Raw genomic sequence first — 18,325 nt, 5'->3', positions numbered from 1 at the left:
GCGCGCCCCCGCCGCCCCGGGGGGGGGGGGCGGCCCCCCCCCCCCCCCCCCGGGCCCCCCGGCCCCCCGGCGCCCGGGGCCCCCCCGTCCGTCGGGGTGCGCTGGGTCAGGCGGACCGGCGGCTGACCGTGTCCGCGAGCGATGCGAGCTGCTCGCGCGCCGACGGCGTCAGCGGCGACGCGTCGAGTGCGGCCTTCGCGCGCTGCACGTGCCGCTCGATGGAACGCTCGACCGCGCTGACCGCACCGGAGTCGGTGAGGGTCGCCCGGAGCATCTGCACCTGGTCGTCGTCGAGGTCCGGGTCGCCGAGCAGCTCGTCGAGCAGCTGGCGGGCGCCGACCGGCAGGGACTTGCGGGCCGTGGCGACGAGGACGGTGCGCTTGCCCTCGCGGAGGTCGTCACCGGCGGGCTTGCCCGTCACCTCGGGGTCACCGAACACGCCGAGCATGTCGTCGCGCAGCTGGTACGCCACGCCGAGGGGCAGGCCGAACGACCGCAGGCCGTCGAGCTGGCTGGCACTGGCACCGGCGATGAGCGCCCCGATGAGCAGCGGCGCCTCGACCGAGTACTTGGCCGACTTGAAGACGATGACGCGCTGGGCCCGGACGAGCTGTTCGGCGTCGTCGACGGTCGGCCAGGCGGTCTCCTCGTGGATGTCGAGGTACTGGCCTGCGGTCACCTCGAGGCGCATCGTGTGGAACTCCTGGCGGACGACGCGGGCGCGCACCGGGTCGAGGAGTGCCAGGGCCTCGTCGAAGAGGGAGTCGCTGAGCGAGAGGAGCATGTCGCCGAGCAGCAGCGCGGCGTTGGTGCCGTAGAGGGCGCGGTCGCCGACCCAACCGGAGTCGGCGTGCTGCGACTCGAAGCGGCGGTGCGCTGCCGGACGCCCGCGACGGGTGTCGGAGCGGTCCATGATGTCGTCGTGCACCAGGGCGGCGGCGTGGAAGACCTCGAGCGCGGCGGCGGCGGTGACGATCGCTTCGGCGGTGGTCTGCCGGGCGCCTTCCGACAGCGGGTCGAACGAGCCCGAACGGCCCGCCACCGACTGCCAGCCCCAGTAGCAGAACAGCGCCCGGAAGCGTTTCCCGCCGGACAACAGGTCTCGTGCGAACGTGTCGAAGGAGACCAGGTCGGGACTGATCGCCGCGAGGCGGTCGCGCTGCTCGTCGAGAGCCCGATCGATCCGCGCCGAGACGAGGTCCACTAATCGCGTACTCTCAGCCACGGTCCTTACCTTAGTGGGTGGTCCGGTCGTAAGATCGATCCACCCCTTCCACCGCGTCGATCCCAGGAACAAGAGGGAACCAAGATGCCACTCTCGGAGCAAGAGCAGCGCCTCCTCGAAGAGATGGAGCGGAGCCTCTACCAGAACGACTCCGACTTCGTGGCGCGCGTCACTCGCCGCCAGGGCCGTCCGACGTACACCGCGATCACGATCGGTGTCCTGATCGGACTCGTCGGCGTCGGCGTGATCGTCCTCGGGCTCGTCATCAAGCAGCCCCTGATCGGTGTGCTGGGCTTCGTCGTCATGCTGGCCGGGGTGCTCTTCGCCCTGCGGCCCGGAGGTCGGACCCCCACCGCGCGACCGGCACGCGGCGCCTCCGCCCGACCTGCCCGCGGCGGCCCCCGCCCGGCACGCGGTTCCGGTGGCGGCTCCTTCATCGACCGGATGAACGAGCGCTGGGACAAGCGCAACCAGCAGGACTAGCTCCTCCACATCCCTCCACGGGGTCGGCCTTCCCAGGCCGGCCCCGTTTTTCGTGCCCCCGGCGCCCCCCGGGGCGCCCCCGGGGCGGCAAAACACCGGTGTTCGTCGGTCGCGCCGCTCCATGACGCGGCGTGACCGACGAACACCGGTGTTCCGCGCGCCCGGATCCCTCCACTGCGCTCCACCGGGACGGGAGGGCCGTGGTTGTGCGGATCGGGCGGCCCACGGCGGGGTGTGGGTGCCCCCAGAAGGGGTGCCGGAGGCTGAGAGTGGGGCAACAGAGCAGCGAAGTGGAGGGAAGTGGAGTAGCGTGGGGCGAGACGAAGACCGGTGGAGCTGACGGGAGGCCCCGAGTGCTGCTCGGTACCCATGCCCCGAAGCTCGACGAGAAGGGTCGCGTGATCCTGCCCGCCAAGTTCCGGGACGAACTCTCCGGTGGTCTCGTCATGACCCGCGGCCAGGAGCGGTGCGTGGTCGTCTTCAGCGCCAGGACCTTCGAGGAACTCCACGAGCGGATCCGCCAGGCGCCGATGACGTCGAAGCGCACCCGCGACTACATGCGCCTGTTCCTCTCCGGAGCGAGCGCCGAACAACCCGACAAGCAGAACCGCGTCACCATCCCGCAGAACCTCCGCGAGTACGCGGGGCTCGAGCGGGACCTGACGGTCATCGGCAGCGGTGACCGCGCCGAGATCTGGTCGACCAGTGCCTGGGAGACCTACTACGCGGAGACCGAAGAGGCCTTCGCCGAGAACGACGAGGAGGTGATCCCGGGGATCTTCTGATCCGTGGATCGAGACTCCCAGCCGTCCGCCCTGACACACCTTCCCCGGTGTCAGGTCGCATGGATGGGGATCCGGACCCACGGCCCAGGAGTCCAGGGGCGCACATGGCAGCACCGGAGAAGTTCCCGCACACCCCCGTCATGCTCGAGCGGATCGTCGACCTCTTCACGCCGACGCTCGGGGGCCCGGGCAAGGTCGTCGTCGACGCCACGCTCGGCATGGGCGGCCACTCCGCCGGTCTCCTCGAGCGCTTCCCGGAACTGACCCTCGTCGGGCTCGACCGCGACACCGACGCCCTCGGCATCGCGGGGGAGCGGCTCGCCCGCTTCGGCGACCGCGTGCACCTCGTGCACACCGTCTACGACGAACTGCCCGAGGCGCTCGACGGCCTGGGCATCGACGCGGTCGACGGCGTGCTGTTCGACCTCGGTGTCTCCTCGCTGCAGCTGGACCGGGCCGAGCGCGGGTTCGCCTACAGCCAGGACGCGCCGCTCGACATGCGGATGGACCGGACGCAGGGCATCACCGCCGCCGAGGTCCTCGCCGACTACGACGAGCGCGAACTCCGTCGGATCTTCCAGCGCTACGGCGAGGAGAAGCTCGCCGGCCGGTACGCGAAGGCGATCGTCGAGCGTCGGACCGAGCGACCGTTCACGATGTCCGGCGACCTGGTCCAGGTGCTCCACGACGCCACCCCGGTCGCGATCCAGCGGCAGGGTCACCCGGCCAAGCGGGTCTTCCAGGCGCTCCGCATCGAGGTCAACACCGAACTCAGCGTCCTCGAGCGGGCGATCCCGGCCGCGCTCGACCGCATCCGGGTCGGCGGCCGCCTGGTCGTCGAGTCGTACCAGTCCCTCGAGGACCGCATCGTCAAGCGGGCGCTGGTCGAACGGACCACCTCGAGCGCCCCGGCCGACCTGCCGGTGGAACTTCCCGAACACGCGCCGACCTTCGCGCTCGTCGTCAAGGGCGCCGAACAGGCCGACGACGCCGAACGCGCCGCCAACCCCCGAGCTACCCCCGTGCGCCTGCGCGCGGCCGAGCGGATCCGGAAGTGACATGAGCACGAACCTCGCACTCGTCGACCCTGTCGTCGCCCCGTCGCGCGCGCCGCGTCCCGACTCCGTCCGCCCCGAGCGACAGCGTCCCGAACTCGTCGAGGTCACCCCGACCAAGGCGCAGCGCCGTGCGCGGCCCCGGGTGGCGTACGCCATCGTCGCGATCGCCGCCCTCGGCCTGCTGCTGCTGGCCCAGCTCGGCATCAGCATGGCGCTCAGCCAGGGCGCGTACACGCTCAGCTCCCTGAAGACCGAGCAGACCGGGCTCACCCGCACCCAGGCGTCTCTGTCCGAGGGCCTCAAGGTGCTCGAGTCGCCGCAGAACCTGGCCCGCAACGCCCAAGCGCTCGGCATGATCGCGAACTCGACCCCGGTGTACCTCGACCCGAAGACCGGCACCGTCTACGGCACGCCGACCCCGGCCACCCCCGAAGAGGCGACCGGCAACACCGCGAACCAGGTCCCGAACTCGCTGCTCGGCGACGTCCCGCTCGCCGCCAAGCCGGGCGACACCGCGACGAGCAAGGAAAACGGCCCGGCCACTCCGGCCGCCGCTGCACCGGCACCGGCCGCAGCAGCGCCTGCTGCCGCTGCGCCCGCCGCCGCCGACACTGAGAAGGCGGGGACGGCCAGCGCGTCGGACCAGCCTTCGGCGAAGTCCTCCGTAGAGTCCGACGCGAACCAGCTCCAGGCACCCACGACCCGGTGACCGAGGGCTCAGCACCACCCCGGGAAGGCCGCTCGTGACGAAGACGCTCCGCAACCGACGACTGCGCTACAGCGTCGTGATGATCGCCGTGATCGCGCTCGTCGCGGTGTTCGTGGTCCGGCTGGTCGACATCCAGGTCGTACAGGCCGACGAGCTGTCGCAGGCCGCCGAGTCGAAGCGCAGCATCCCGGTCACGCTCTACGGCACGCGCGGGACGATCGTCGACCGTGACGGCACCGCGCTGGCCGAGAGCGTGGTCCGCTACAACATCACGACCTCGCCGCGCCTGGTGAAGTCGTTCGAGGGCAAGCTCGGCGGCACCCGCGTCAAGGACGTCTCGGTCGACCAGGCCCTCAGCGCGATCGCAAAGGCCTCCGGCGGCGACGTCGCCACCATGCAGAAGAACATCGCGGCCGACCCGAAGTCCGACTTCGCGTACCTGGTCAAGGGCATCGACGTCGCGCACTACGAGGCCGTCCGTGCCCTGCAGGTCCCGTGGCTCTACCCGGAGCAGCAGGCTGCCCGGTCCTACCCGACCGGCGCGGCCACCGGCAACGTGACCGGTTTCATGGGGACCGACGGTGCCCAGGCCGGCCTCGAGCTGGCGTACCAGAAGTGCCTGGCCGGCACGAACGGCTCCGAGACCTACGAGCGCGGTGAGGACGGCGTGCAGCTGCCGGGCAGCACCGTGACGCAGAAGCGCGCGAAGGACGGTGGGACGCTCGTCACCACGATCGACAGCGACCTGCAGTACATGGCGTCGCAGGACATCGCGGACGCCGCCCAGCAGCTCAAGGCCGAGTCCGCCACCGCCACCGTGGTGAACGCCAAGACCGGCGAGGTCCTGGCCGTCGCGGACTACCCGACCGTGGACCCGAACGACGTCGACGCGACGAAGGACCCCGGGGCCTACGGTTCCCGCGCCCTGACCGCCGCCTACGAGCCCGGTTCGACGATCAAGGCCGCGATCGCCGCCGCCCTCATCGACAAGGGCCTGGCGAGCCCGACGACCCAGGCGGTCGTGCCGTACTCGCGCACCTTCCCCTGGGGCGGGACGATCCATGACTCCGAGTTGCACCCGACCGAGAACCTGACGCTCACCGGCATCCTCCGGGACTCCTCGAACGTCGGCATCACCGAGCTCGGTTCCAAGCTGACGACCCAGCAGCGGTACGACGTGATGCGCGAGTTCGGCCTGTTCGAGCCCGAGCCCGCGATCGACTACCCGGGTCAGCCGACGATGAACTACGGCGCGAGCCCCCAGTGGGACAAGCAGACCGACATCAACTCGATGTTCGGCCAGGGCATCTCGACCACCGCCATGCAGGTCTCGAGCATCTACCAGACGCTCGCGAACCAGGGCGTCCGGATCCCGCTGCACATGGTGAAGGGCTGCCAGACCGAGGACGGCAAGACGATCGACGCGCCCGACGTGCAGAGCAAGCGCGTCGTGTCGGCCGCGGCGGCCACCCAGACGGTCGACATGCTGCAGAGCGTGGTGACCGGCGGGACCCTGGTCGGCATGAAGCCGATCTCGGGCTACAACATCGCCGCGAAGACCGGAACGGCCGAGGTCGCCGACGGCGCCAAGGGCTACGGCGCGGACCGTATCATCTCGGTGGCCGGAATGGCACCCGCCGAAGACCCCCAGTATGTTGTCACGGTGACGTTCACGAAGCCGCAGACCACCAAGTGGTCGAGCGGAGCGGCTCCGGCGTTCCGCACACTCATGTCCCAGGTGCTCGAGAAGTACCGAGTCGCCCCCTCCACGACACAGGCGCGGACCTACCCGTCGACCTGGTAGGACGACCCGTCCACGTGGAGAGGAAGAAGGAGCACTTGTCAGCACGGATCCCCCCGGTCCTCCGGCCCGAACACCCGACCCCGCGGCCGGTCGCCGAACTCGCGAACGCCTTCGGGCTCCGGGTCGTCGGCTCGCTCGACGGCGTCGAGACGACCGGCGTCACCCTGAGCGCCGCCGAGGTGCAGCCCGGTGACCTCTTCGTCGGCGTCCACGGCGCGAACCGCCACGGCGCCGAGTTCGCCGCCGACGCCGCCGAGCGCGGTGCCGTCGCCGTCCTCACCGACGCCGACGGTGTGGCCGTCGCCGAGCGGTCCGGCCTGCCGGTCCTGGTCGTCGACAGCCCGCGGGCAGCGCTCGGGGACGTCTCCGCGTGGGTCTACCGCACCAACCCGGACGAGGCCGAGCTGCCGCAGCTCTTCGCCGTCACCGGGACGAACGGCAAGACCAGCACCTCGTACATCCTCGAGGGCATCCTCAAGCAGCTCGGCCTGGTCACCGGTCTGAGCTCGACCGCCGAGCGGCACATCGGCTCGCTCAGCGTCACCAGCCGACTCACCACGCCCGAGGCCAGCGAGATGCACGCGCTCCTCGCCCGGATGCGCGAGAGCGAGGTCCGCGCCGTCGCCGTCGAGGTCAGCGCCCAGGCCCTCAGCCGGCACCGCGTCGACGGCATCGTCTTCGACGTCGTCGCGTTCACGAACCTCAGCCACGACCACCTCGACGACTACGCCGACATGGAGGAGTACTTCCAGGCGAAGCTGCCGCTGTTCCAGCCGGAGCACGGTCGTCGTGGTGTCGTCTCGCTCGACACCGACTGGGGCCACCGCGTCGTCCAGGACTCCCGGATCCCGGTGACGACCATCACGGTGCACCCCGAGGTCGAGGCCGAGTGGCACGTCGACATCGTCGAGGCGCACGCCGCGTACACCGAGTTCCGCCTGACCGGACCGGAGGGCCGCGAGCTCACCACCCGCGTCCCGCTGATCGGCTGGCACATGGCCGCCAACGCCGCCCTCGCCATCGTCATGCTCGTCGAGGGCGGGTTCGAGCTCGGCGCGATCTCGCACGCGCTCGAGACGAACCACCGCACCTACGCCGACGAGCGCGACGGCACCGTCGTCAGCGCAATCGAGTGCTACCTGCCCGGTCGCACCGAGCGCGTGTCCGGCCACGCCGGCCCGAGCGTCTACGTCGACTTCGGTCACAGCCCCGACGCCTTCCTCAACACCCTCGCGGCGGTGCGCCAGTTCACGCCCGGCAAGGTCGTCATGCTGTTCGGCGCCGACGGCGACCGCGACACGACGAAGCGGGCGGACATGGCCCGGGTCGCGGCCGAGGGGTCCGACATCCTCGTCGTCACCGACCACCACCCGCGCTTCGAGGACGCCGCGTCGATCCGGAAGACCCTGGTCGACGCCGCCCGTGCCGCGTTCCCGGAGCACGAGATCCACGAGGTGAGCCCGCCCGAGGCCGCCATCCGCGCCGCCGTGGCCCTGGTCGGCGAGGGGGACTCGATCCTCTGGGCCGGCCCCGGCCACCAGGACTACCGCGACATCCAGGGTGTCCGGACGCCGTACTCGGCCCGCGACGAGGCCCGTGCTGCGCTCCGCGAGGCCGGCTGGGAACCGAACACCGGCCCGGCGGAGGACGCCCGATGATCGCCCTGACCCTCGCCGAGATCGCCACCGCGGTCGACGGCGAGCTCGTCCGCGGTGCCGCCGACACGACCGTCGACGGTCCCGTGGAGACCGACTCGCGGCTCGTCGGCCCCGGCAGCGTCTTCTTCGCCCTGCTCGGCGAGGAGACCGACGGACACCGCTTCGTGCCGTCCGCCGCAACCGCCGGCGCCGGCCTGGTCGTCACCGAGCGTGCCGTCGACCTGCCGGAGGACTCCGCCACCGCCCAGATCGTCGTCGCGGACGGGTACGCCGCGCTGGCCGCCCTCGCGCACGAGGTCGTCGCACGCGTCCGTGCCGCCGGGTCCCTCCGCGTGGTCGGCATCACCGGCTCGAACGGCAAGACGAGCACGAAGAACATGCTCCGGACGATCCTCTCCCGCGCCGGCGAGACCGTGGCGCCCGAGGGCTCGTTCAACAACCACGTCGGCGCCCCGGTCTCGATGCTCCGGATCACGGCCGACACCCGCTTCCTCGTCGTCGAGATGGGCGCGAGCGGCATCGGCCACATCGCGAAGCTCGTCCGCATCGCCGAGCCGGACGTCGGCGTCGTGCTCAAGGTCGGGCTCGCCCACGCCGGCGAGTTCGGCGGGATCGACGCCACCGAGCGCGCGAAGTCCGAGATGGTCACCGACCTGCCGGCCACCGCGACCGCCCTCCTCAACGTCGACGACGACCGCGTCGCGCGGATGCGCGAGCGCACCGACGCCCGCGTGGTCGGCTTCGGCACGTCCGCCGGGGCGGACTACCGCATCAGCGGGGTCACCACGGACCGCGAGGGCACCCGCTTCACGCTCACCGCGCCTCCCGTCGGCGAGACCGCTCCGGCGCCCGACGACGTGACGGGAGGCCCGTCCGACGGCCTCGAGACCGTCGACGTCCGCCTCGCCATCCTCGGCGAGCACCACGCCATGAACGCGGCCGCCGCCCTGACGGTGGCGCACCTCTGGGGTGTGCCGCTCGCCGACGGCGCCGAGGCGCTCGCGTCGATGACGCGCGCCGAGCGCTGGCGCATGGAGCTGCTGCAGGGCCCGGACGGCGTCACCGTCATCAACGACGCGTACAACGCCTCGCCCGACTCGACCGCCGCCGCGCTGCGGACGCTCGCGCAGGTCGTCCGCCCGGGGGAGCGCACCGTCGCCGTCCTCGGCGAGATGGCCGAGCTCGGCGAGTTCTCGGTGGAGGAGCACGACACCATCGGTCGGCTCGTCGTCCGCCTGAACATCGGTCAGCTCGTGGTCGTCGGTCGCGGCGCCATGCCCATCCACCAGGCCGCCACCCTCGAAGGATCGTGGGACGGCGAGTCCGTGTTCATCGAGGACGTCGACGACGCCGTCCGTGCCCTCCAGGAACTCGTGCGTCCGGGTGACGTCGTCCTGGTCAAGTCCTCGAAGTCGGCCGGGCTGCGGTTCCTCGGCGACCGCCTCGGAGGTGTCCCCGAATGATCGCGCTCCTCGTCGCCGGCGCTGTGTCGCTGGTGTTCACACTGCTGCTCACGCCGCTGTTCATCAAGCTGTTCCACCGACTCGGGTGGGGCCAGTTCATCCGTGACGACGGCCCGCAGTCGCACCACACCAAGCGTGGCACCGCCACCATGGGCGGCATCGTCCTGATCCTCGGTGCGGTCCTCGGGTACTTCGTGGGACACCTGGTCGGCCGTGACCCGCTCACGCTGTCCGGGCTGCTCGTCCTGTTCCTCATGGTCGGGCTCGGCGTCGTCGGGTTCGTCGACGACTTCCTCAAGGTCCGGCGCCAGCGGAGCCTCGGGCTCGGCGGCTGGGCGAAGGTGCTCGGGCAGGTCATCGTCGGCGTGGTCTTCGCGACCATCGCCCTCGTCGTCCCCGCCGGCAGTGGCAAGCCCCCGGCGTCCACGATGATCTCGGCGATCCGGGACATCCCGTGGCTCGACTTCATGGCGCTCGGCACCGTCATCGGGACGATCCTGTTCCTGGCGTGGATCGTGCTGCTCACGGTCTCGACGTCGAACGGCGTCAACGTCGCCGACGGACTCGACGGCCTGGCCACCGGGTCGAGCATCCTGGCGATCGGCTCCTACGTCATCATCGGGTTCTGGCAGTCGAACCAGATCTGCGGTGGCGTCCGGATCGACGAGACCACGAAGCACGCCTGCTACACCGTCACCGACCCGCTCGACCTGGCCGTCGTCGCGGCCGCGGTCTGCGGTGGGCTGATCGGCTTCCTCTGGTACAACACGTCGCCGGCGCAGATCTTCCTCGGCGACACCGGGTCCCTCGGGCTCGGCGGTGCCCTGGCTGGTCTCGCGATCCTCAGCCGCACCGAGCTGCTGCTCGTCCTGATCGGTGGCCTGTTCTTCATCGTCACCGGCTCGGTCATCCTGCAGCGGGCGTACTTCAAGATCACGCACGGCAAGCGCATCTTCCGGATGAGCCCCCTGCACCACCACTTCGAGCTCAAGGGCTGGGCCGAGGTGACCGTCGTCGTCCGGTTCTGGATCATCGCGGGGCTCTGCGTCGCGGCCGGGGTCGGGCTGTTCTACCTGGAATGGATCGCACGAGTCCAATGAGCGAACGCCTGAACGGTCTCGACAGCTGGTACTCCGAGGGCTGGAAGGGGCTGCGGGTCGCCGTGCTCGGCCTCGGCGCCACCGGGTTCTCGGTGGCGGACACCCTCGCCGAGCTCGGCAGCGACGTCGTCGTGTACTCGACCGACGCCCCGGCCGACAGCGTGGAACTGCTCGACGTGATCGGTGCCCGCTTCGTGCAGACGCCGCTCGACACGGTGCCCGCCGCGCTCGTCGAGCAGGCACCCGACCTGGTCGTCGTGTCCCCGGGCCTCCCGCCGCACAACGCGACCGTCGTCTGGGCGCACGAGCACGGCCCCGTCTGGGGCGACGTCGAACTCGCCTGGCGGGTCCGCGACAAGGTCGTGAAGGGCCCGGTCGCCGCGCCCTGGGTGACGATCACCGGCACGAACGGCAAGACCACGACCACGCAGCTGACCACCGCGATGTACGCCGCGACCGGGCTGCGTGCCGTGGCCTGCGGCAACATCGGCGTGCCGGTGCTCGACGTGGTCCGCGACCCGGAGGGCTTCGACGTCCTGGTCGTCGAGCTCTCCAGCCACCAGTTGCACTCGATGGCGACGGAGGGCACGGGTGCCGTCGTGCCGCTCGCCTCGGCCTGCCTCAACATCGCCGACGACCACCTGGAGTGGCACGGTTCCGCCGAGGCCTACCGCGCTGCGAAGGCCAAGGTCTACGAACGCACCGTGCTGGCGTGCGTCTACAACACGGCCGACGACGCCACGCGTCGCATGGTCGAGGAGGCCGACGTCGTCGAGGGATGCCGCGCGGTGGGCTTCTCGCTCGGCCTGCCCGCTCCCGGCGACGTCGGGCTCGTCGAGGACGTGCTCTGTGACCGCGCCTTCACCGAGGACCGCCGCAACAGCGCGCTCGAGCTCGCCACCGTCGCAGACCTCGAGACGGCCGGGCTCGACAGCCCGCACATGACCGCCAACGTGCTGGCCGCGGCGGCGCTCGCCCGCGCCGGCTCGGTCCCGCCCAGCGCGATCCGCTCGGCGGTGCAGGCGTTCCGTGCCGACCACCACCGCACCGAGGCGGTCGCCAGCGCCGACGGCATCGCCTGGGTCGACGACTCGAAGGCGACGAACCCGCACGCGGCGACCGCCTCGCTGTCCGCCTTCGAGTCCGTGGTGTGGATCGTCGGCGGGCTCTTCAAGGGCGTCGACATCGACGGCCTGGTCGAGCGCTTCGGGCCCGGGGTCCGTGGCGTCGTCGTGATCGGCACCGACCGGACCCCCGTCCTGGAGGCATTCGCACGACACGCGCCCGCGGTCCCGGTCCTGCAGGTGGAAGCGCTGGACACTGAGCAGGTCATGCCCGAGGCGGTCCGGCATGCCGCATCGGTCGCGAGACCGGGCGACACGGTCCTCCTCGCCCCGGCCGCCGCGTCCTTCGACCAGTTCGGTTCCTACGCCGACCGGGGCGAACGTTTCGCGGCAGCGGTCCACGAGCACCTGGGAGGCGACGCCGATGGCGACACCGACGGATCTGCCGGCGAACGGGCGTAGCGCCCGGGCACGTGCCGGCGCAGCGGGAGCCGCGGCCAGCGCCCGCGTGGGTTCCGGCGTCGACGGTGCCCGCCGCCGCTCGAACGGCGCGGTTGTGGCCGTCAAGAACGTCTTCGTGGCCGAGTCCACGACGTTCTACACGATCCTCGGCGTCACGCTCTTCCTCGTCGTCTTCGGTGTCGTGATGGTCCTGTCGTCGTCGAGCGTCGAGGAGTACCGCTACAAGCACGGCTTCTTCGGTGCCTTCGCCAAGCAGGGCCTGTACGCGCTGATCGGTGTTCCGCTGATGCTCGTGGTCAGCCGCCTCTCCGCCGAGTTCTGGCGCCGCTGGGCGATGCGGATCCTCGGCGCGGGGCTCGTCCTGCAGCTGCTGGTGTTCAGCCCGATCGGCATCTCGGTGCAGGGCAACCGGAACTGGATCGGCATCGGCGGGTTCACCGCGCAGCCGTCCGAGATCCTCAAGCTCGCGCTCGTGCTCGGCATCGGCGCAGTACTGTTCCGGAAGCGCGAGAAGCTGCACGACTGGCGCGAGGTCTTCATCCCGGTCGGACTCGCGACCGCCGTGTCGATCGGGCTCGTCCTGGTCGGTGGCGACCAGGGCACCGCGATGATCATGATGATCCTGGTCTTCGGCAGCCTGTTCGTCGGCGGCGTCCGTCTGCGGCACCTGGCGGTCGGCGTCGCGGCGATCGCGGTCATGCTCCCGGTCGTCACCATGGCCTCCAGCTCGCGGCAGTCCCGCATCAGCGCGTGGCTCTCCGGCTGCACCGACTCGAACCAGGCGCAGGACCTGTGCTGGCAGCCGGTCCACGGCATGTGGGCGCTGGCGTCCGGTGGGGTGTTCGGGGTCGGCCTCGGCAACTCGAAGCTGAAGTGGTCGTGGCTGCCCGAGGCGGACAACGACTACATCTTCGCGATCGTCGGCGAAGAGCTGGGGCTCATCGGCGCGGTCGTCGTGCTCGCCCTGTTCGTCGTCCTGGCCATCGGCATGATCCGGGTCATCCGTCTTTCGCCGGACCCCTTCGTCCGCACCGTCACCGGCGGCGTGCTCGCCTGGGTGATCGGGCAGGCGCTCGTCAACATCGCGGTCGTCCTCGGGCTCCTGCCGGTGCTCGGGGTGCCCCTCCCACTCATCTCGGCCGGTGGATCGGCGCTCATCATGACGCTCGTCGCCATCGGCGTCGTGCTGTCCTTCGCCCGTGACCTGCCGAGCCGGTCCGGCAGCAGGGCGCGCGCCACCACCGTCCCGGAACCCGGGACACGGAACGGAGCCCTGCGGTGAGCCGCTTCCTCTTCGCCGGCGGCGGGACCGCCGGCCACGTGAACCCCCTGCTCGCGGTCGCCGACCGGCTGACCCAGCGGTCGCCGGAGGACGAGGTCCTGGTCCTCGGCACGGCCGAAGGGCTGGAATCCCGGCTCGTCCCGATGCGCGGCTACGAACTCGTGACGATCCCGCGCCTGCCGTTCCCGCGCAAGGTCAACGGTGCGGCCCTGCGGTTCCCCGGTGCCTTCTGGTCGGCCGTCCGACGCACCGAGCAGATCATCCGCGAGCGCGAGATCGCCGTCGTCCTGGGCGTCGGCGGCTACGCGGCCGCGCCGGCCTACATCGCGGCGAAGCGCACCGGCACGCCGATCGTCGTGCACGAGCAGAACGCGAAGCCGGGCCTGGCGAACCGGATGGCCGCCGTCCTGACCCGCCACGTCGGCGTGACGTTCTCGAACACGAAGCTGCCGCACTCCCGCGTCGTCGGGATGCCCCTGCGCCGTGAGATCGAGCGGCTGGACCGTCGGGCCGAGCGCGCGGCGGGCTTCGCCGAGTTCGGCCTCGACCCGGAGCGTCCGGTGCTGCTCGTCACCGGCGGCTCGTCGGGCGCGCGGAGCATCAACCGCACCGTCAACCAGGCCGCGGCGACGATCCTCGGGGCCGGGTGGCAGATCCTGCACGTCGTCGGCGCCGCGTCGGACATCGGCCCGAGCGACCTGGACGGCTACCACGTGCTGCCGTACTGCGACCGGATGGACCTGGCGTACTCGGCGGCGGACTTCGTCGTCTCGCGCTCCGGGGCCGGCATGGTCTGCGAGCTCACCGCCGTCGGCCTGCCGAGCGTCCTGGTGCCGTACCCGGTCGGCAACGGCGAGCAGCGGCACAACGCCCGCGACGTGGTCGCCGCCGGGGGAGCGGTGCTCGTCGCGGACCAGGAATTCACGCCGGAGTGGATCACGTTGCAGCTGCTGACGATCCTGGAGGACCGTGCCGGTATCGCGGACATGGCCGTCCGGTCCGGCAGCGTCGGACACCGCGACGGCGCCGACCGGATGACGGAGCTCGTCCTCAGCGCGGCGCGCACGAGCAAGCGCCGCAGCCGGAGCAACACCAGCAGCGACACCAGCAGCAGCGACACCAGCAGCACCCGCTCCACCAGCAGCACCCGCTCCACCAGCAGCACGGAGGAACCATGACCATCAAGCCGGACCTCACCCAGCCGATCCCCGACGACCTGGGCACGGTGCACTTCGTCGGCATCGGCGGGTCCGGCATGAGCGGCATCGCGCGGATGTTCCTGGCCGCTGGCCACCGCGTCACGGGCAGCGACTCCCGCGAGACCGCGACGACCGGCCGGATGCGCGAGCTCGGCGCCGAGGTCCGGATCGGGCACGACGCCGCCAACGTCGGCGACGCGGACACGATCGTCGTCACGAGCGCGCTGTGGCCGGACAACCCCGAACTCCTCGAGGCGCAGCGCCGCGGACTGCCGGTGCTGCACCGGTCACAGGCCCTGGCCGCGCTGATCTCCGAGCACCGCCTGGTGGCGGTCGCGGGCGCGCACGGCAAGACCACCTCGACGGGCATGATCGTCACCGCCCTGGTCGAGCTCGGTCTCGACCCGAGCTTCGTCAACGGCGGCGTCATCCAGTCCCTGGGCACGAGTTCGGCACCGGGCAGCAGCGACCTGTTCGTCGTCGAGGCGGACGAGTCCGACGGCTCGTTCCTGCTCTACGACGTGGCGATCGCGCTCATCACGAACGTCGACCCGGACCACCTGGACCACTACGGCAGCGAGCAGGCCTTCATCGACGCGTTCGTCGAGTTCGCCGCGAAGGCCCGCGAGCGCATCGTCGTCTCGAGCGACGACGCCGGTGCCGTCCGGGTCACCGAGGGCATCCGTGCCCGCCCGGACGCGCCGGAGATCGTCACCTTCGGCGAGGCCGAGGGCGCCGACGTCCGGATCGAGCGCGTCACCGAGGGTGCCGGGGTCACGGTCGACCTGCGCTGGGACGGCGCATCGCACCACATCGCCCTGCGCGTGCCGGGCCGTCACAACGCCGTCAACGCGGTGGGTGCCTTCGCGGTGCTCGTCGGGCTGGGTGTCGAGCCGGCCGACGCGGTCCGCGGCATCGAGGCCTTCGGCGGGACCGAGCGGCGCTTCGAGCTGCACGGTGTCGAGCGTGGCGTCTCGGTGTACGACGACTACGCGCACCACCCGACCGAGGTCGCCGCGGCGCTGCACGCGGCCCGCGACGTCGTCGGCGAGGGGCGCATCATCGCGATCCACCAGCCGCACCTGTACTCGCGGACGCGGCTGATGGCGGGCGACTTCGCGAAGGTCTACGAGGAGCTGGCGGACCACACGGTCGTGCTCGACGTCTACGGCGCCCGGGAGGACCCGGAACCCGGTGTCACCGGCGCCCTGGTGCAGGAGCGCTTCGCCGACCAGGAGCGGGTCGACTACCTGCCCGACTGGGCCGAGGCCTCGGCGCGTGCGGCTGCGGTCGCCCGCGACGGCGACATCATCATGACCCTGAGCTGCGGCGACGTGTACCGGATCATCCCGCAGGTCCTCACGGCCCTGCAGACGGACGACGCCGGAGCCGCAGGCCGGTGAAGCGCCCGGAGGGGTTCGACGACCGGGCCGGTGCCGACGAGCGGTCCGCCGGGACGGACGTTCCCGACGGCGCGGCGCGCTCCGGTCGGCCGGCTCGGAGCGGCGGCTTCCGTTCCGCACTGAGCGGCGCCCGGGAGGCCCGGCGTGCCTCGCGCACGTCGGCGCACCGTGACGACGTGGTCGCGTCCACCCCGGAGCCGGACGTCGACCCGCTCGACGCGCTCCTGCCCGCACTGCCGGAGGTCGACCTCACCGAGGACGACCGCACGCCGGACGATCGCGGCACCGACGACCGCACGCCGGACGAGCGCCTGACCGCTCCCGTACCACTGGACCGGCGCCTGACCGGGCCCGTCACGACGCGTGACGCTGCGACGGACGCCGGCGGGACGGAGCCGGGACGGGCCTCCCGTCCGGACGGCACCACGCGCACGGCCCTGACCGATGCGCCCGTGTCCACCCACGTGCCGCACGAGACCCCGATCGGCGCACGCGTCCGCGCTGCCGAGACCGCCCGCGAGGCGCGCATCGCCCGCAAGCGCCGCCGTCTGCTGGAGCGTGCCGAGGTCCGTCGGTTCACCCGACGTTCCCGGCACCGTCGTGCGGCGTGGATCACGGCGGGCGGTGTCGTCGTCGTGCTGGTGGTGTCGATCCTGGTCGCGGTCTTCTCGCCGCTGATGGCGCTGCAGACCATCGAGGTGAAGGGCACCGACCGCGTCGACGCGGCCGAGGTCCGGGCGGCGCTGTCGGGGCAGATCGGCACGCCCCTGGCCCGGATCGACCTGGGCGAGGTGAAGCAGCAGATCGCCGGCTTCCCGCTGATCGAGAGCTACGTCACGGAAGAGGAGCCGCCGCACACCCTCGTCGTCACCGTCACCGAACGGACGCCGGTCGTCGCCGTGAAGTCGGGGAAGTCGTTCGACCTCGTCGACCCGGCCGGCATCGTCGTGCAGTCGATGACGAAGCGGCCGAGCGGCATGCCGGTGGCGGACATCGGTCGGGCGAAGCTCGGCAGCACGGTGTTCCGGACCATGACCGAGGTCGTGCTGGCGATGCCGGCCAGTGTGCGCGACCAGGTGTCGGGCATCGCGGCCTCGACCTCGGACGACGTGACCCTGACCATGAGCGACGGGTCGAGCGTGGTGTGGGGGAGTCCGGACGAGTCCGCGGCGAAGGCGACGCTGTTGGCGGCTCTGGTCAAGGACCACGCGGCACGTGACAAGGGCTCGAAGGTCGAGTACGACGTGTCCGCTCCGGACAACGGGATCATCCGACCGCAGGGCTGACCGCGCCGAGCGGATGCGACGCCGACACGATCTGCGCCGCGATCGGCGACACGCGGCGTGGCGGGTCGTCAGCAGCAGGACGGCACCCGTAGCGTCGGGGCCAGCACCATTCGTAGCAGCTAGAACTCTGAACTTCAAGCAAAGGTTGAGGGTTCTGACCGGAGGCCGGACAGACGTGACCACGAACCACAACTACCTCGCCGTCATCAAGGTGGTCGGTGTCGGCGGCGGCGGTGTCAACGCCGTCAACCGCATGATCGAGCTCGGACTCCGCGGGGTCGAGTTCATCGCCATCAACACCGACGCACAGGCGCTGCTGCTCAGCGACGCCGACGTCAAGCTCGACGTGGGTCGCGAGATCACCCGCGGCCTCGGAGCCGGTGCCGACCCCGAGGTGGGTCGCCGCGCCGCCGAGGACCACGCCGAGGAGATCGAGGAAGCCCTCGCCGGGGCCGACATGGTCTTCGTCACCGCCGGTGAAGGTGGTGGCACCGGAACCGGTGGCGCCCCGGTCGTCGCCCGCATCGCGAAGTCGATCGGCGCCCTGACCATCGGTGTCGTCACGAAGCCCTTCGGCTTCGAGGGCAAGCGCCGCCAGTCCCAGGCCGAGAACGGCGTCGCGAGCCTCAAGGACGAGGTCGACACGCTCATCGTCGTGCCGAACGACCGCCTGCTCGAGATCTCCGACCGCGGCATCTCCATGGTCGAGGCCTTCGCCACGGCCGACCAGGTGCTCCTCGCCGGTGTCCAGGGCATCACGGACCTCATCACGACCCCGGGCCTGATCAACCTCGACTTCGCCGACGTGAAGAGCGTCATGCAGGGTGCCGGCTCGGCGCTCATGGGCATCGGCTCCTCGCGGGGCGCCGACCGTGCGATCAAGGCGGCCGAACTCGCCGTCGCGTCGCCGCTGCTCGAGGCCTCGATCGACGGTGCGCACGGCGTGCTGCTCTCGATCCAGGGTGGCTCGAACCTCGGCATCTTCGAGATCAACGACGCGGCCCGCCTGGTGCAGGAGGCCGTCCACCCCGAGGCGAACATCATCTTCGGTGCGGTCATCGACGACACCCTCGGCGACGAGGTGCGGGTCACCGTCATCGCCGCCGGTTTCGACGGCGGCGAGCCGTCGCAGCAGCAGCACCAGGAGCGTCGCTCGAGCTACGTCGACCCGGATGCCGGCGCCACCGTGCCCGTCACCACCGGTTCGTCCAACCGCATCGAGGACTCCGGCCACTCGACCCCGTCGTGGGCGTCGCAGGAGCACGAGCCGCCGGCGCAGCGCGCCGCCGACCCGGCCTTCGACGACGACGACGAGCTCGACGTCCCCGACTTCCTGAAGTAACC

15 protein-coding genes are annotated in these 18,325 nt (G+C 71.4%); 14 read left to right on the top strand and 1 reads right to left on the bottom strand.

The window, feature by feature from the left end:
* Positions 1 to 106: 106 nt before the first annotated feature.
* On the bottom strand, positions 107 to 1,225 hold the full coding sequence (locus QCD68_RS00405; RefSeq protein WP_290157567.1) for a polyprenyl synthetase family protein: 1,119 nt from the start codon (positions 1,223 to 1,225) through the stop codon (positions 107 to 109).
* 84 nt (positions 1,226 to 1,309) lie between these two features.
* On the opposite strand from QCD68_RS00405, the gene QCD68_RS00400 reads away from it, so the two are divergent.
* The 14 genes from QCD68_RS00400 to ftsZ all read left to right on the top strand — a co-directional run bounded on the left by QCD68_RS00400 (position 1,310) and on the right by ftsZ (position 18,323).
* Positions 1,310 to 1,708 (top strand): DUF3040 domain-containing protein, encoded by a 399-nt coding sequence (locus QCD68_RS00400; RefSeq protein WP_301221607.1) that lies wholly within the window; start codon positions 1,310 to 1,312, stop codon positions 1,706 to 1,708.
* Positions 1,709 to 2,061: 353 nt separating this feature from the next.
* Entirely contained in the window at positions 2,062 to 2,493 is a 432-nt protein-coding gene (gene mraZ / locus QCD68_RS00395; protein ID WP_111075069.1) for a division/cell wall cluster transcriptional repressor MraZ, read from the top strand.
* A gap of 104 nt (positions 2,494 to 2,597) precedes the next feature.
* Positions 2,598 to 3,551, top strand: coding sequence for a 16S rRNA (cytosine(1402)-N(4))-methyltransferase RsmH (gene rsmH / locus QCD68_RS00390; RefSeq protein ID WP_301221606.1), 954 nt, complete (start codon positions 2,598 to 2,600; stop codon positions 3,549 to 3,551).
* Position 3,552: 1 nt separating this feature from the next.
* Positions 3,553 to 4,260, top strand: coding sequence for a hypothetical protein (locus QCD68_RS00385; RefSeq protein WP_301221605.1), 708 nt, complete (start codon positions 3,553 to 3,555; stop codon positions 4,258 to 4,260).
* 34 nt (positions 4,261 to 4,294) lie between these two features.
* The gene (locus QCD68_RS00380; RefSeq protein ID WP_111075072.1) at positions 4,295 to 6,064 is read left to right on the top strand and encodes a peptidoglycan D,D-transpeptidase FtsI family protein; all 1,770 of its coding nucleotides are present in this window, start codon (positions 4,295 to 4,297) and stop codon (positions 6,062 to 6,064) included.
* A gap of 35 nt (positions 6,065 to 6,099) precedes the next feature.
* The gene (locus QCD68_RS00375; protein ID WP_301221604.1) at positions 6,100 to 7,722 is read left to right on the top strand and encodes a Mur ligase family protein; all 1,623 of its coding nucleotides are present in this window, start codon (positions 6,100 to 6,102) and stop codon (positions 7,720 to 7,722) included.
* Entirely contained in the window at positions 7,719 to 9,185 is a 1,467-nt protein-coding gene (locus QCD68_RS00370) for a UDP-N-acetylmuramoyl-tripeptide--D-alanyl-D-alanine ligase (RefSeq protein WP_301221603.1), read from the top strand. Before QCD68_RS00375 ends, QCD68_RS00370 begins: the two co-directional genes overlap by 4 nt.
* The gene (gene mraY, locus QCD68_RS00365) at positions 9,182 to 10,285 is read left to right on the top strand and encodes a phospho-N-acetylmuramoyl-pentapeptide-transferase (protein WP_221849881.1); all 1,104 of its coding nucleotides are present in this window, start codon (positions 9,182 to 9,184) and stop codon (positions 10,283 to 10,285) included. Before QCD68_RS00370 ends, mraY begins: the two co-directional genes overlap by 4 nt.
* On the top strand, positions 10,282 to 11,811 hold the full coding sequence (gene murD / locus QCD68_RS00360) for a UDP-N-acetylmuramoyl-L-alanine--D-glutamate ligase (protein ID WP_301221602.1): 1,530 nt from the start codon (positions 10,282 to 10,284) through the stop codon (positions 11,809 to 11,811). Before mraY ends, murD begins: the two co-directional genes overlap by 4 nt.
* Positions 11,774 to 13,093 (top strand): putative lipid II flippase FtsW, encoded by a 1,320-nt coding sequence (ftsW, locus tag QCD68_RS00355; RefSeq protein ID WP_221849883.1) that lies wholly within the window; start codon positions 11,774 to 11,776, stop codon positions 13,091 to 13,093. Before murD ends, ftsW begins: the two co-directional genes overlap by 38 nt.
* Positions 13,090 to 14,271 carry an undecaprenyldiphospho-muramoylpentapeptide beta-N-acetylglucosaminyltransferase gene (gene murG / locus QCD68_RS00350; protein ID WP_253462666.1) on the top strand — a complete coding sequence of 394 codons (1,182 nt, stop codon included), beginning with the start codon at positions 13,090 to 13,092 and terminating at the stop codon, positions 14,269 to 14,271. The genes ftsW and murG overlap by 4 nt, the downstream gene beginning before the upstream one ends.
* Positions 14,268 to 15,695: a UDP-N-acetylmuramate--L-alanine ligase gene (gene murC / locus QCD68_RS00345; protein ID WP_301221601.1), complete on the top strand. Its 1,428-nt coding sequence runs from the start codon at positions 14,268 to 14,270 to the stop codon at positions 15,693 to 15,695. The genes murG and murC overlap by 4 nt, the downstream gene beginning before the upstream one ends.
* Positions 15,692 to 16,981: an FtsQ-type POTRA domain-containing protein gene (locus QCD68_RS00340; protein WP_301221600.1), complete on the top strand. Its 1,290-nt coding sequence runs from the start codon at positions 15,692 to 15,694 to the stop codon at positions 16,979 to 16,981. Before murC ends, QCD68_RS00340 begins: the two co-directional genes overlap by 4 nt.
* 175 nt (positions 16,982 to 17,156) lie before the next feature.
* Positions 17,157 to 18,323, top strand: a complete 1,167-nt coding sequence (gene ftsZ / locus QCD68_RS00335) for a cell division protein FtsZ (RefSeq protein ID WP_110903099.1) — start codon at positions 17,157 to 17,159, stop codon at positions 18,321 to 18,323.
* Positions 18,324 to 18,325: the final 2 nt, after the last annotated feature.

Origin of the sequence: Curtobacterium sp. PsM8, assembly GCF_030433875.1 — a bacterium.
In the GTDB taxonomy this organism is placed as follows: Bacteria; Actinomycetota; Actinomycetes; order Actinomycetales; family Microbacteriaceae; genus Curtobacterium.
Note: the sequence above shows the minus strand (reverse complement) of the source record. Positions and strands in the feature narration are given on the sequence as shown.

Bases quoted from the DNA above. Each gene is read 5' to 3' on its own strand.
- QCD68_RS00400 (WP_301221607.1), top strand. From the start codon at position 1,310: ATGCCACTCTCGGAGCAAGAGCAGCGCCTCCTCGAAGAGATGGAGCGG.
- rsmH (WP_301221606.1), top strand. From the start codon at position 2,598: ATGGCAGCACCGGAGAAGTTCCCGCACACCCCCGTCATGCTCGAGCGG.
- QCD68_RS00385 (WP_301221605.1), top strand. From the start codon at position 3,553: ATGAGCACGAACCTCGCACTCGTCGACCCTGTCGTCGCCCCGTCGCGC.
- QCD68_RS00370 (WP_301221603.1), top strand. From the start codon at position 7,719: ATGATCGCCCTGACCCTCGCCGAGATCGCCACCGCGGTCGACGGCGAG.
- mraY (WP_221849881.1), top strand. From the start codon at position 9,182: ATGATCGCGCTCCTCGTCGCCGGCGCTGTGTCGCTGGTGTTCACACTG.
- murD (WP_301221602.1), top strand. From the start codon at position 10,282: ATGAGCGAACGCCTGAACGGTCTCGACAGCTGGTACTCCGAGGGCTGG.
- ftsW (WP_221849883.1), top strand. From the start codon at position 11,774: ATGGCGACACCGACGGATCTGCCGGCGAACGGGCGTAGCGCCCGGGCA.
- murC (WP_301221601.1), top strand. From the start codon at position 14,268: ATGACCATCAAGCCGGACCTCACCCAGCCGATCCCCGACGACCTGGGC.